We start from the raw sequence: 13,795 nt of genomic DNA on the forward strand, positions 1-13,795 counted from the left end.
CGCGCCGCGTTTTGCGCGCAGACGCAAAGCGCATCGCCCCGCGATCGGGCAACGATCGCGCTGTGATAGTTGTCAAAAAAATCGGGAAGAAAATGAAATGAATAATTACGAAAGTGTGGAGTAACAGACAGTTATGATGCGCGACCATCTGAGGCAGACTGGCGAGAAACGGTAAACGGTCACAATTCCACGTTCCGCAGCATGACCGTTAATGACCGTTTGTGTGGTTTTGACCGAACGCCGGGCCCAAAGTAGCCCGGCGTTCTATTTACAGCGGCTTATGCGCCGTTTCCCGCGCCGCCCATACCGCCCAAAGCGTGATAAGCAGAGCCAACGCGACATAGGCGGAAATCGCCAGCGTGCTGTCGTAAGATTTAAACAAAGAAGTGATGATCAGCGGGGCAAAGCCGCCACCGATAATCCCCGCCAAGGTATAGGCTAACGAAGATCCGGCATAACGCACCCGTGTCGGGAACTGTTCCGTGATGAATGCCGCCTGTGGCCCATACATCGCCGCATGGATCAACAGCCCAATCACCACAGCCATGCAGATCAACACCGGTTGACTGCTGTCGAGCAGGACGAAGAACGCAAACGCCCACACTATCGCCGCCAATGCACCGCCGATATACACCGGACGACGGCCGAAGCGATCCGACAACGCGCCGAACAGCGGTACTGCGACGGCGTTGCCTATCGCCCCCAGCATGGTGGCGCCCAGCGCCAGAGGGCGCGGCAGATTCAGCACGGTGGTGACGTAGGTCAACGTGAACACGACCACCAACGCATAGAGCACGTCAGAGCCGATTCGCGATCCGCCGGCGATCAGCAGTGGACGCATGTGCTGCGTGAAGACTTCGCGGATCGGCGACTGCGTAACATCTTTCGACGCCTCCAGCTGTAAAAATGCCGGCGTCTCACCCACACCCCGGCGCAGCCACAAACCGAAGATGACCAGCACCAGACTCAGCAGGAACGGGATCCGCCAGCCCCATTGCTGGAAATCGTCCGCCGACATCGCCAACGTCACCAGCGTAATGAGGCCTGTGCCGATCAACGAACCGCAGGACGGCCCTACCTGAGCAAAGGACGCGTTGCGCCCGCGCTGATGCGGCTTGCCGTGTTCCATCGACAACAGTACCGCACCCGCCCATTCTCCGCCCAGCGCAATGCCCTGAATAAAGCGCAGCGTCACCAGCAGCAGCGGGCTCCAAATCCCCCAGTTGGCGTAGCCGGGCAGCAATCCCATCAGCGCCGTGGTCACGCCCATGATCACCAGCGTGGTGACCAGTACAAAGCGCCGTCCCAACACATCGCCAAGGTGGCCGAATACGATGCCACCGATCGGCCGGGAAACATAACCCACCGCATAAGTGGAGAAAGCCAGGATCGTGCCCACCAGAGGATCGAACGATGGGAAGAATACATGGTTGAAAATCAACGCGGCCATGATGTTGTAGACGGTGAAATCGTACCATTCCAGCGCCGTGCCGATCGAGCTGGCCGCCGCCAGTTTGCCGGTATTGGGCGGTGCGGCGGCGCTTTCTGCGGCCGGTGCGGCAGCCTGTGCCGTTTCAGTGGTGTATGCATTCATGATGTCAGCTCCTGTGCGGTCAGTTGCCAGCCAAGGGCATAATGCCAGGCATCGGCGGCGGGCATGTTCAGCGCTTCAGCGGCCTGCTCGCTTAAACGCAGGCCGGCTTCGGCGTCGCTGCTTTCGATCAATAGCATCGGCAACATTCGGCGGTTTTCTCGCGATTCTTTCGGCAGCGGGGAACTGAGTTCGGCATCCGGCGTCAACAGGCTGCTGCGCACGAATCCGGGCTGTTCAGCCAGTTGCGCGCCCAATTGCAAGACGCGGGCATGCAGCGCTTCCGATGCCGCCGACGGCAGCACAAAGATACAGAGATGACTGCCGCACCCTTGGCCAGTGACCGCCTCCACCGCACACACTCTGCGCATTGGATCACGCATTTTCTCCAGGCTCGCCACCGACCATGGCGTTTGGTGTTGAAACGCGGCGCGATAGGCTTCGGAGGTAAAACTGGCCAACGATTCGGTTTTATACAACCCCAAATATTGACGCCCCCCCTGCAATGCCCGATAGCGGGTGCCGGATAAAAAGCCGGGCACCCGCACTCGCTCCTCCACATGTTCGCGGTCATACCAGCGATTGAAATCCGCATCATCCTGCGTGGCGACATCCGTCGCGACAAACAGCATTCCGTTCTGGGAATCGTTCATGGATATTCTCCTGGTCATCTCAAAAGGCAGGCCTGCGCCCACCGGAAAATCACGCGTCGGCGAGGCAGCGTTCGATCGCCAGCGCCCACCCCAACAACGCCTCATCACGCATCGGCAACCCAGCCAGCATCAGTCCGACCGGCGCCTCTCCTGGCTGTTGGCAAGGCAAGGACAACGCGCAACCGTCGAGGAAATTGATGATCGCGGGATTGCGCAGCATCAGTCCGTTGCAACGGAAGTAGGCATCATCCGCCGCCAGCTCGCCGATAGTTGGCGCAATCATCGGCACGGTCGGCATCAGCAAAGCGTCAAAACTCTGCAGCTCCGCCGTAACTCGCCGCTGCCAGCCGGCGCGTTGTCGCTGCAACAGCTGCAGCTCGGCGTCGCCCAAGGATGCGCCGCGGCGAATGCGCGACAGCACCCTTGGGTCATAACCATCGGCCCGTTCAGCGATCAACGCTTGATGCCAGCGCCAGGACTCCAGCGCGGTGAAACCGCCGTCGGCATTGATCGCCGCCAGCTCGGCGAACGCCGTGGCGGGGATAAATTCAATACGTGCGCCTGCCTGACTCAGGCATTGCAGGCTGCGCTGGAACGCCCCGGCGACTTCCGGCTGCAGTTCATCCAGCACCACCGCTTGCGGCACGGCAAAATGCGCCTGCGCCAACGTTTTTTGCGGCACCCGCAGCGGACAGTCGGCAATCAGTGCATCCAGCGCAATACAGCTGGCGACGTCATGAGCGATCACGCCGATCGAATCCAGCGAAGGCGACAGCGGCAGTAAGCCGGCGTCATTGATGCGCCGTGCAGTGGGTTTATAACCGGTCAACCCGCACAGCGCGGCGGGAATGCGTACCGACCCGCCGGTATCGCTGCCAATCGCGCCCAGGCACATGCCGTCGGCCACCGCCACCGCCGCACCGGAAGAGGAGCCGCCGGGAATGCGCGCCGCCTGGCGCTCCCAAGGATTGGCCGGCGTCCCGTAATGCGGATTGATGCCCAGACCGGAATAGGCGAACTCCGTCATCGTCGTTTTGCCAACCACCACCGCGCCGGCTTGCAACAGCCGTTCCACTACCGCAGCGTGTTTTTCAGCGGCTGGCGCGTCCGCTAATACGCGCGAACCGGCCGTAGTCACCTCACCGGCCACGTCAAACAGATCCTTGACCGAGATCGGCACGCCATCCAGCGCCGACAGAGGCGAGCCGGCGGCGCGTCGCCGATCGGAGGCCTGCGCTTGCCGTTGCGCCCACTCGGTGTAGGTTCGCGTAAATGCGCGCCCCCCCTCTCCCCGCTCATCGACGATCTGCGCCAAAGCGGCGGCGGTGAGTTGCACTGCGGTGAGCTCACCGCTAGCCAGCCCGGCGGTGGCCTGCATCAAAGTCAGCTTTTTCATTACGCCACCACCGGCAGTTCGATGCTGCGGTAGCGATGACTGATGGTTCGCCCAAGCACGTCGTCCACCAGTTCCATGCGAAACTCGCCAGCCGGCCGAATGCCGCCGATCGCCGCCACCGTGCCGCAAGTCATCGCCAACCCGTCGGGCGTTTGCGGCTGCGCCAGCCCGCACTCCGGCGGCTGCATACCGGTGAAGTAACGTTCCAGCAAATCACCGGGCGTACGCAACGCGGCAAGGCAGCCCTGTTGATACAATCGCCATTCGCCCTCTTCTCTGATCCACGAACGCAAGATCAAACTGTCCCAATGTTCCAACACCTCCTGCAGCGGCCAGGCGGCTCGCGCCACCGGTTTAACGCAAATCTGTTTCGACAGCGCCACACTGTGCGCTTCGAGTTGACGATCGGTGTGATCGGACGCCAATGACACGAACAGTTCGCCGCGGTGGGCAAAAATCAGCGGCTCCACTTCGCCGGACGTCGCGTTGCCAATGACTTCAATGGTCTCTTGCTGGCTCAACTGATTGGCGGCAACGCGGTAAAACAGGGGGATTGCACTGGGCTGGGGCACGCCCAGCTCGGCCAATTCACGAATATGGTGCAAGATCGCCTCGCGATCGCGTCCGGTCCAACCGGCGATCACCAGATGATCAATCTCAACATTCAACGTCGCCGCGCCGCAGGATTCAGGTAAAGTGAAGGTCAGTCTCATGGCAGTTTCGCTCCTTTTGTTAAAACACTGTGAAATTTCACTATATCTTTAGTTACCAAATAAGCGATTTCCATGCCATGTTTTTGTGTACTATGTCTAAAAACTTTCTTCTTGCAGGAGCAAAACGTGAAGACTGTTGACGCAGAAAGCCCGCAGCGCCCGATGACGGAAGAAGCCGGCGTGTCACTGAACGAGCTGGCCTACCGGCGTTTCAAACAGGCGCTGGTCACACTCAGCTACAAGCCGGGCGAATATCTCAATACCGCGCAGGTGATGAACGACCTGGATATGGGCAGAACGCCGATCAATCAGGCAATCCACCGCTTGGCCAACGAGGGGTTATTGCAGGTCATCCCGCGCAAAGGCGTGATGGTTTCACCGTTGTCGATGGACGATGCGTTGGAATTGATCGAAGTAAGGCTGGCTAACGAGATGCTGTGTATGCGGCTGGCAAGCCAGAAGATTACCGAGAGGCAGATAGCGACGCTGACCGAACTCAATCGGCAAATCGAAGCCGCGAGCCAGGAGCGAGATAGGGTGCGCATGATGACACTCGACCATGAATTTCACCAGGAACTGGCGCAGATCGCCGGCAATAACATGCTGGCGGATATCCTGAGTGTACTGCACGCCAGGGCGCAGCGTTTTTGGGCCAGCACCCTGTCGCGGGAAGGACATATGCGCGAAGTGATCGACGAACACCGGGCAATTATCGCCGCGCTGGCCGCACAAGACAGCGCCGCCGCCGCCGAGGCCGCGCAGGCGCATATCCTGTCATTCCGCACTGCGCTGCTGCACGACGGGTAACCCCGCGGCGCAGGATATTACCGGGAAGAGTTATGATGACCCTGTTCTGCCGATGAGCAGGAGATAAACGGTAAACGGTCATATTTCACGCTCCGCGGAATGACCGTTTTTATAGTTTTGATCGAGCTCCATCGAGAGGTGGCCGACGTTGGCAGGTGTTGCCTTAAAAAACAGCAAAAAAATCCGGTGAGAATCTCACCGGATCGTTAGCCGCCTGACACACATTATTCCTCGTGCTCATGCTCTTTCAACATCGCCTCACGCAACACGGCGTTCAGGCGTTTCTGATAGCCTTTGCCTGGTCGCTGAAGCCAGGCCAACACATCCGCATCGATTCGGATGGTCTTCGATACTTTCATCGGCTTATAAAAACGCCCCTGAACCGCAGTCTGCCACGTTTCTTCCCCCAGCGCCGGCGCATCGGCATAATCGATGTCCTCGTCCGGCAACGCATTCAGTGAAGCAATTTGCGCTTTCTGCTCCTCCGTCAACGGCGGGAGTACGCTATGGGCCAGATTTTTGGCGGAATTTTTGCGCTTCATATCTTCCCCTCTCTTTGGCATCGGCCTTGCGTGCTGAAATGAAATGGTTGGGATCCAGAAAAACCCGTTGCGCTATCTCAAAACTGACACGGTGTTTACGCTGGTTGCTGTGATTTTTATCCTGATTCCATTCAAAATAAACATACATTTTTGTAACTACATTTTGATTGTTATTTAATCAAAATGCACTCCGCACGACGGGATGTCAAAACCCCCTCATGCATTCAACGCCCGCCTGCTGCCTCGATAAAAGTACCGGTCACGTAAGACGCAGAGTCAGACAGCAGCCAAGCGATCGCCTCCGCCACTTCCTGCGGCTGCCCGCCGCGCTGCATCGGTAAACTGTCCTTCACGCGATCCACCCGGCCGGGCTCGCCGCCGCTGGCGTGCATCTCGGTATAGATGAATCCGGGCCGTACGCCGTTGACGCGGATGCCCTGCGCCGCCACCTCGCGCGATAACCCGATGGTCAGGGTATCGACGGCGCCTTTCGAGGCGGCGTAATCGACGTATTCCCCCGCGGCCCCCAACCGGGACGCCGCGGAGGAAACGTTGACGATAGCGCCGCCCTGCCCGCCATGGCGCCGCGCCATGCGTTTCACCGCCTCGCGGCAACACAGGAAGTAACCGGTGACGTTGGTACCGAGCACCTGATTGATGCGCTCGGCGGTCAACTGTTCAATGTTCGCCTGCCGGAACAGAATGCCGGCGTTGTTGACCAGCGCGCTGAGCGTGCCCAGCCCGGCATCCAGCGCCCTGAACATCGCCATCACCTGCGCTTCATCGGCCACATCGGCCTGCAGCGCCAGCGCCTTGCCGCCCTGCGCCTCGATCTCCGCCACCACCTGGCGCGCCGCATTTTCGTCACGCAGGTAATTCACGCCCACCGCATAGCCCTGCCGGGCCAGCAGCAAGGCGGTCGCGCGGCCAATCCCCCGGCTTGCGCCGGTCACCAATGCCACTTTCGTCATACTGTTTTTTCTCTGGTTAGCGATATCAACACAGCGGCCTGCGCGCAGGCGCCCCGTATGCCCGTCAGAGTATAGAGCGGCTCCCTAAAAACCGCTTCAAAGCTGAGCCAGGCGGCGCAGCTGCTTTTTAATGCGCGACTTGGCGCAGCCGTAAGCATCCGTCGCCGCCGCCTGATGCACCCGCTGCAAAGCGGAAGCATGATGGCCGCCGTGGCTATGGCTCTGCGCATCGCCGCGAAAAGACAACAGCAACAAAACGAGCAGCGTCGCCACGCCTACATACATCAGCCGCCGCGAGGCGCCCGCGTTCGGGAAACCTTCAGTCTGCATGTTTCGCTCCCCCAGCCATAATTTCGAATGGCAGCAAAATAACTGAAATTCTTCCGCGCTCCCTTAACGCGAGATTAAAGCCAGATTAAGGTTTGCTTAAGAACGCGCAGGCCGAGCAGGTTTGCCCGTTGTCTTCCCGTCAGCGTTATAGTTAGATAAGCGCGACTCAAGGATCTCAGCGGAAATAACGTGAACATACTGTTGGTGGAAGACGACCTGCAATTAGGCAAGGCGCTGTGCCGCGCATTGGAGCTGGCCGGCTTTAATTTGTGCTGGGTGCGCCTGATCGCCGACGCGGAAAATAAACTTTCATCCGGCGGATTCGATCTGATGCTGCTGGATCTCACGCTGCCGGACGGCGACGGTTTGCAGAAGCTGATCGCCTGGCGCGCCGCCGGGCAAAATATCCCGATCATCATCCTGACCGCCCGCGACCGCATTGAAAGCCTGGTGAACAGCCTGGACTCCGGCGCGGACGACTTTCTGGCCAAACCCTTTGCGCTGCCCGAACTCATCTCGCGCGTCAAGGCGGTCAACCGGCGCATGGCGGGCTTCGCGTCACAAACCTGGAGCCTCGGCGCGCTGTATCTCGATCCGGTCAACCATCAGGTCATGCTGGATAACGAATTGCTGATGCTGTCGAAAAAAGAGTATCACCTGCTGCACGAACTGATGCGTTGCGCCGGCACCGTGGTGCGCAAAGCGGTGTTGGAACAGCGGCTGTTCGGCCACGGCGATAGCGTGGAAAGCAACTCGCTGGAAGTGCACATGCATAATTTACGGCGCAAGATCGGTAAAGAAAGAGTGATTACCGTACGCGGCATTGGCTATTTGCTGAAGAAAGAGTAGCGGAATGATCGGTTTCAAATCCTTCTTTATGCGCACCATTATTTTCCAGGTGCTGGCCATTTTATTATTGTGGGGGCTCCTCGTCGCCTGGGTGAAATATTGGTATTACCCCGACATGGAGAAATATTTCGATAACCAGCAACGCATCGTCGCTGCAGGCATCGCCAATATTCTCGACGAAACAGGCACTGACAATATCGATTACCGCGGCATCATCAAGACCATTGAAGGCATGTACATTGATTCCATCAATAACGGCATGCAGGATGAAATCGACTATCACCCGCTGTTTGTGGTTTACGATCGAGACAACCGGGTGCTTTACAGTTCGCAAACGCAGGGAGAGCCACTGCGCCTGCCGCCTTCGGTGCTGTCCGGTTCCGTCAATTACGCCGGCGCTAACTGGCATCTCGCCGGCAGCTGGAGCGAAAAGCGCCAGTACCGGGTGATCGTCGGCGAATCGTTCAACGATCGCACCACGCTGTTCGGCAATCCGGCGGAGAGCACCGCCGTACCGCTGCTGGGCATTCTGGCGGCCATCATCGTCACCTTGCTGTTTACCGCCTATTTCAGCCTGCGGCCGCTGCGCCAGATCGCCCGCACCATCTCCGATCGCCAGCCTGGCAACCTGTCGCCGATCAACGTCAGCGAGCAGTATCAGGAAATCCGGCCGGTGGTGATGGAGGTCAACAAACTGATGGCGCGCATCGACGCCGCCAATCAGCGCGAGAAACGGTTTATGGCCGACGCCGCGCACGAACTGCGCACGCCGATCGCCGCCGTGCTGGCGCAGCTGCATTTGCTGACCCAGGTCACCGAGCAGCAGGAGCGCCGGGAGATCATCGGCGACATGCAGCAAGGGCTGGATCGCGCGGCGTCGCTGTCACGCCAGCTGATCAACCTGGCCAAGCTGGAGGCGGAAGATTTTCCGCTGAAGATTGAGGCGGTGGACATCTACGCCGAAATTGGCAAATGCATCGCGCAGCACGTTCCCTATGCATTGGAAAAGGATGTGGAACTGTCGCTCGACGGCAGCGAGGATGTGGTGGTGAGCACCGATCGCCGTGCGCTGATCGCCATCTTCACCAATCTGCTGGACAATGCGCTCAAATACGCGCCGCCCGGCAGCCGCATCGAAGCCAATATCCGCTCGCTGGCGCCGCTCGGCTGCTATATTACGTTGCGCGACAACGGCCCAGGAGTAAGCGAAGAACACCGTTCCCGCCTGTTTGAGCGCTTTTACCGCGTGCCCGGCACGCAGCAAACCGGCAGCGGGCTCGGATTGGCCATCGCCCGCAACCTGGCCGACAAAATCGGCGCGCAGCTGCGCGTCACCGAAGGCCTCGACGATCGCGGCATCGGCTTCATCATCGATTTGCCGGAAAGTTACCGGCCACAGACTGAGAGTGAACCACGACCATGATTGCCCCTGTTCTGCTGCAACGGCAGCAACTCGACCGGCTATGGGATATCGACCGCAGCGAAATTATCGACACTCTGTATCGCCTGCAGGACGGCAAGTTGCACCCCTACCCGGACTACTACGATGTACGCGGCTGGGATCCGCACGATCGGGAAACCTATACGCCGATCCACGAAGCGTGCTTCGATCGCGGCGGGGCGTTCTTCGCGCTGTTCGAAGGCGAGGAGATCGCGGCGGCGGCGGCGCTGGACACCGAACCGCGCGGCCCACAGCGGGATCTGCGCCAGCTGCTGTTCTTTTACGTCAGCGCGCACAAACGCGGCCAGGGGTTAGGCAGGCAGCTGTTCCAGCTCTGCCTGCGTCAGGCGGCGCAAGACGGCGCCGCCGGGCTGTATGTCTCCTCCATCCCCAATAAAAGCACCGTAGACTTCTATCTGGCGCAAGGGTGCCGACTCATCGAACAGCCGGATACGGAATTGTTCGCCCGTGAGCCGGAGGATATTCATCTGGTCTGCCCTTGCCGCTAACGGCCGGGGCTTAACGGGCGATGCGTATCACCGAACGCACGTCACTTTTCTTGTTCAGATCCCACACCTCGGCGATCTCCGCCAACGCGTGTTCCTGCGTCTCGATAGTGAGCGCTCCGGTCGCCGCCAGCGTCAGAATCTCGGTCGCGTAGCGCTGCATTTCCGGGATCGGCGGGAAGTTGCCGGTGCCGCTGCCGAGGATCTGCAGCTGATTGCTGCGCAACACCGCCGCCGGCAGCCGGATGTCCGGCGCGGCCATCGAACCGACGTTGACCAAGCGAAAGCCGCGTCCGCCGGCGTAAGACGAGAGATCGTGATTATTGAGGGTCGCGAGCAGCGCTTCGGTCGCCGGCCCCCAGATGTAATCGACGATCACCTGATAACCGCCCGGCCCCGCCGCCGCCGCGAAGGCCTGCGTCAGCGCCTCGCCCTGCAGGCTCAGATCTACCGTGGCATCCACGCCCAACGCTTCCAGCACGCTCAGCCGACGGCCGGCGGCAACGATACGCCCTGCCCCTGCCTGACGCGCCGCGGCAACCGCCAGCTTGCCTGAGGTGCCGGTGGCGCCGATGATCAGCACCGTTTCACCGGGCTGCAGATCCGCCCGCCAACGCAGCGGCAGCCAGGCGGCGAAGGCCGGATTGATCAGCGCTGCCGCCGTGGCGTCGTCCACCGCCTCCGGCACCGGCACCGTCCATGACGCGACGCTGCGCTCAGCCATCGCACCGTAAGGACGGCGGAAGGAGGCAAAGTACACCCGTTTTCCGTCCGCCGTACGGCCCACGCCGTCGGTGCCGGGCACAATCGGCAATTGCTTCGGGCTGGAATAGTGGGTGCCGGCGACGGTGGCGCGATCCAGCTGTTTGATGCCGGCCGCCAGAACGTCGATCGGCACTTCATTCGCCTGCGCCTGGGGCTCCTCAAAGGTGCCGAAAACCGGGGCTTGCCCCAGCGCTGTTACGATTGCCGCTTGCATGGTGACGCCTCAAATCGTGGGAACGTACAGGAAAGAATAGGCCGCTATAAAATAAAAAGGGACACCGCATGATGCGGTGTCCCCCAAACACAAACTTTGCCGAACGTGTTATTCGTAATCGCTCATCGGCACGCAAGAGCAGAACAGGTTACGGTCGCCGTACACGTCGTCCAGACGCTTAACGCTCGGCCAGTACTTGTTCTCGCGTACGCCGGCCACCGGGAACACCGCCAGCTCGCGGCTGTACGGGTGCTGCCAGTCGTTGACCAGCTCCGCCTGCACGTGCGGCGCATTCACCAGCGGGTTGTCTTCCAGCGGCCATTCGCCTTTGGCGACGCGGTCGATCTCGCTGCGGATCGCCAGCATCGCATCGATAAAGCGATCCAGCTCCACTTTGCTTTCCGACTCGGTCGGCTCGACCATCAGCGTGCCCGCCACCGGGAACGACATGGTCGGCGCGTGGAAGCCGAAGTCAATCAGGCGCTTGGCGATGTCCATTTCGCTGATGCCGGTCTCTTCCTTCAGCGGACGAATGTCGAGGATGCATTCGTGCGCCACGCGGTGATCGCGGCCGGTATACAGAATCGGATACGCGTCTTTCAGACGGGTAGCGATGTAGTTGGCGTTCAGGATCGCCATCTGGCTGGCCTGCTTCAGGCCTTCCGCGCCCATCATGCGGATGTACATCCAGCTGATCGGCAGGATGGAGGCGCTGCCGAACGGCGCCGCGGAGACCGCGCCCTGCTGGGTGGTTACGCCGTCGATCTGCACGACGCTGTGGCCCGGTACGAACGGCGCCAGGTGCGCTTTCACGCCGATAGGGCCCATGCCCGGGCCGCCGCCGCCGTGCGGGATGCAGAAGGTTTTATGCAGGTTGAGGTGCGAAACATCCGCGCCGATGTAGCCCGGCGTGGTGATGCCCACCTGGGCGTTCATGTTGGCGCCGTCCAGATACACCTGACCGCCGAACTGATGCACGATCTGGCACACTTCACGGATGGTTTCTTCATACACGCCGTGGGTCGACGGGTAGGTCACCATGATGCAAGAGAGTTCTTCGCCTGCCTGCTCCGCCTTGACGCGCAGATCGTGCAGATCGATGTTGCCGTTCTTGTCGCAGGCGACCACGACCACGCTCATGCCCGCCATCTGGGCGGAGGCCGGGTTGGTGCCGTGCGCCGAGCTCGGGATCAGGCAGACGTGACGGCCCGCTTCGTTGCGGCTTTCGTGGTAGCGGCGGATCGCCAGCAGGCCGGCGTATTCGCCCTGCGCGCCGGAGTTCGGCTGCATGCACACCGCGTCATAGCCGGTCAGCTGCACCAGCCACTGAGACAGTTGGCCGATCATCTGTTGGTAACCGGCAGCCTGCTCCGGCGGGCAGAACGGGTGCAGTTCGGAGAATTCAGGCCAGGTGATCGGGATCATTTCCGCCGCGGCGTTCAATTTCATGGTGCAGGAACCCAGCGGGATCATCGCCTGGTTCAGCGCCAGATCCTTACGCTCCAAGCGATGCATGTAACGCATCATCTCGGTTTCGCTGTGATAACGGTTGAATACCGGGTGGGTCAGGATCGGATCCTGGCGCAGCATGGCGGCCGGGATCGATTGACTGTTTTTGCTCACCGCCGCGTCCAACGCGTCGATGTCCAGACCGTGATTGTCGCCGGCCAGCAGTGCGAACAGCGTTTGCACGTCTTCACGCGAGGTGGCTTCATCCAGCGTGATGCCCACGGCGCCGTGGATGTCGGTACGCAGGTTGATGCCGAAGCTCAGCGCACGTTCCAGCACGGCGGCCTTGTCTTTCACTTCAACGGTCAGGGTGTCGAACCAGGTGTTGTGGCGCAGCGTCAGGCCGGCCTTCTGCAGCCCGGCGGCCAGAATGTCGGTCAGGCGATGGATGCGCCCGGCGATGCGCTGCAGCCCTTGCGGGCCGTGATACACCGCATACAGGCTGGCGATGTTGGCCAGCAGCACCTGCGAAGTACAGATATTCGAGTTGGCCTTCTCGCGGCGGATATGCTGCTCGCGGGTCTGCATCGCCATGCGCAGCGCGGTGTTGCCGGCGGCATCGCGGGAAACGCCGATGATGCGGCCCGGCATCGAACGCTTGAACTCGTCGCGGCAGGCGAAGAAGGCGGCATGCGGGCCGCCGTAGCCCATCGGCACGCCGAAGCGCTGCGCGGAGCCGAACACCACGTCGGCGCCCTGCTTGCCCGGCGCGGTCAGCAGCACCAGGGCCATGATGTCGGCGGCCACGCTGGTGATGATTTTGCGCGATTTCAGTTCGGCCAGCAGCGCGCTGTAATCGTGCAGTTCACCGGTGGTGCCCACCTGCTGCAGCAGCACGCCGAACACGCCGTCCAGCTCCAGCACTTTTTCCGCTTTATCGACGATGACGTCGAAGCCGAAGGTTTCGGCGCGGGTGCGCACCACGTCCAGCGTCTGCGGATGCACGTCGTCAGCCACGAAGAAGCGGTTGGCGTCTTTCAGCTTGCTGGCGCGTTTGGCCAACGCCATCGCCTCGGCGGCGGCGGTGGCTTCATCCAGCAGCGATGCGGAGGCCAGATCCAGGCCGGTCAGATCGAGGGTCACGGTCTGGAAGTTCAGCAGCGCTTCCAGACGGCCCTGCGACACTTCCGGCTGATAAGGGGTGTAAGCGGTGTACCAGCCCGGGTTTTCCAGCATGTTGCGCAGGATCACCGGCGGCGTCAGCACGGCGCTGTAGCCCATGCCGATATAGGATTTGTAGCGCTGATTCTGCGAGGCGATCGCCTTCAGCTCAGCCAGCGCCTGGTGTTCGGTCGCCGCGTCGCCAACCGGCGGCGGCCCCGGCAGCTGAATGTCCGCCGGCACGATCTGTTGGATCAGCGCGCTGAGCGAGCGAGCGCCCACCGCTGCCAGCAACTCCTGGCGTTGTTCCGCAGAAGAGCCGATGTGGCGTTCGATGAACGCTTCGCTGTGTTCGAGTTGGCTGAGTGTCTGAGTCATTGCTACAAATTCCTGAATGCTTGCGTGAT

At 60.8% G+C, this 13,795-nt stretch carries 13 protein-coding genes; 4 read left to right on the plus strand and 9 right to left on the minus strand.

Going from position 1 to position 13,795, the window contains the following annotated elements; all coding sequences use genetic code 11:
* Window positions 1-268 precede the first annotated feature (268 nt).
* Genes J0F90_RS19960 through J0F90_RS19975 form a run of 4 tightly spaced genes read right to left on the minus strand, consistent with a single transcriptional unit; the run spans window position 269 to window position 4,353 of the window.
* Entirely contained in the window at window positions 269-1,594 is a 1,326-nt protein-coding gene (locus tag J0F90_RS19960; protein WP_033639458.1) for an MFS transporter, read from the minus strand.
* On the minus strand, window positions 1,591-2,244 hold the full coding sequence (locus tag J0F90_RS19965) for a DUF4286 family protein (protein WP_016929991.1): 654 nt from the start codon (window positions 2,242-2,244) through the stop codon (window positions 1,591-1,593). The genes J0F90_RS19960 and J0F90_RS19965 overlap by 4 nt, the downstream gene beginning before the upstream one ends.
* A gap of 49 nt (window positions 2,245-2,293) precedes the next feature.
* Window positions 2,294-3,640: an amidase gene (locus J0F90_RS19970; RefSeq protein ID WP_033639457.1), complete on the minus strand. Its 1,347-nt coding sequence runs from the start codon at window positions 3,638-3,640 to the stop codon at window positions 2,294-2,296.
* Window positions 3,640-4,353: a DUF2848 domain-containing protein gene (locus tag J0F90_RS19975; protein WP_025304139.1), complete on the minus strand. Its 714-nt coding sequence runs from the start codon at window positions 4,351-4,353 to the stop codon at window positions 3,640-3,642. Before J0F90_RS19975 ends, J0F90_RS19970 begins: the two co-directional genes overlap by 1 nt.
* A 162-nt stretch (window positions 4,354-4,515) precedes the next feature.
* Here J0F90_RS19975 and J0F90_RS19980 point away from each other — a divergent pair, with 162 nt between their 5' ends.
* Window positions 4,516-5,160: a GntR family transcriptional regulator gene (locus J0F90_RS19980; protein ID WP_169540627.1), complete on the plus strand. Its 645-nt coding sequence runs from the start codon at window positions 4,516-4,518 to the stop codon at window positions 5,158-5,160.
* A 224-nt stretch (window positions 5,161-5,384) separates the two neighbouring features.
* Here J0F90_RS19980 and J0F90_RS19985 read toward each other — a convergent pair whose 3' ends face one another.
* From J0F90_RS19985 to J0F90_RS20000, 3 genes are all read right to left on the minus strand, one after another.
* Entirely contained in the window at window positions 5,385-5,702 is a 318-nt protein-coding gene (locus J0F90_RS19985; RefSeq protein ID WP_033639455.1) for a BrnA antitoxin family protein, read from the minus strand.
* Between the two features lie 224 nt (window positions 5,703-5,926).
* On the minus strand, window positions 5,927-6,673 hold the full coding sequence (locus J0F90_RS19995; protein WP_033639454.1) for an SDR family oxidoreductase: 747 nt from the start codon (window positions 6,671-6,673) through the stop codon (window positions 5,927-5,929).
* A 96-nt stretch (window positions 6,674-6,769) separates the two neighbouring features.
* A complete protein-coding gene (locus J0F90_RS20000) occupies window positions 6,770-7,003 on the minus strand; it encodes a hypothetical protein (RefSeq protein WP_025304144.1) in 234 nt (77 codons plus the stop codon).
* A gap of 189 nt (window positions 7,004-7,192) precedes the next feature.
* On the opposite strand from J0F90_RS20000, the gene J0F90_RS20005 reads away from it, so the two are divergent.
* Genes J0F90_RS20005 through J0F90_RS20015 form a run of 3 tightly spaced genes read left to right on the plus strand, consistent with a single transcriptional unit; the run spans window position 7,193 to window position 9,802 of the window.
* Window positions 7,193-7,852, plus strand: a complete 660-nt coding sequence (locus J0F90_RS20005) for a response regulator (RefSeq protein WP_016929999.1) — start codon at window positions 7,193-7,195, stop codon at window positions 7,850-7,852.
* A gap of 4 nt (window positions 7,853-7,856) precedes the next feature.
* On the plus strand, window positions 7,857-9,275 hold the full coding sequence (locus J0F90_RS20010) for an ATP-binding protein (protein ID WP_033639452.1): 1,419 nt from the start codon (window positions 7,857-7,859) through the stop codon (window positions 9,273-9,275).
* Entirely contained in the window at window positions 9,275-9,802 is a 528-nt protein-coding gene (locus J0F90_RS20015; RefSeq protein WP_028127694.1) for a GNAT family N-acetyltransferase, read from the plus strand. Before J0F90_RS20010 ends, J0F90_RS20015 begins: the two co-directional genes overlap by 1 nt.
* A gap of 10 nt (window positions 9,803-9,812) precedes the next feature.
* Here the strand turns inward: J0F90_RS20015 and J0F90_RS20020 are convergent, their stop codons facing one another.
* Both J0F90_RS20020 and gcvP read right to left on the minus strand, forming a co-directional pair.
* Window positions 9,813-10,778, minus strand: a complete 966-nt coding sequence (locus J0F90_RS20020) for a quinone oxidoreductase family protein (protein WP_033639450.1) — start codon at window positions 10,776-10,778, stop codon at window positions 9,813-9,815.
* 108 nt (window positions 10,779-10,886) lie between these two features.
* Window positions 10,887-13,766, minus strand: a complete 2,880-nt coding sequence (gene gcvP / locus J0F90_RS20025; protein ID WP_004931634.1) for an aminomethyl-transferring glycine dehydrogenase — start codon at window positions 13,764-13,766, stop codon at window positions 10,887-10,889.
* Between the last annotated feature and the right edge of the window lie 29 nt (window positions 13,767-13,795).

The sequence above is a fragment of the Serratia marcescens subsp. marcescens ATCC 13880 genome, from assembly GCF_017299535.1.
In the GTDB taxonomy this organism is placed as follows: domain Bacteria; phylum Pseudomonadota; class Gammaproteobacteria; order Enterobacterales; family Enterobacteriaceae; genus Serratia; species Serratia marcescens.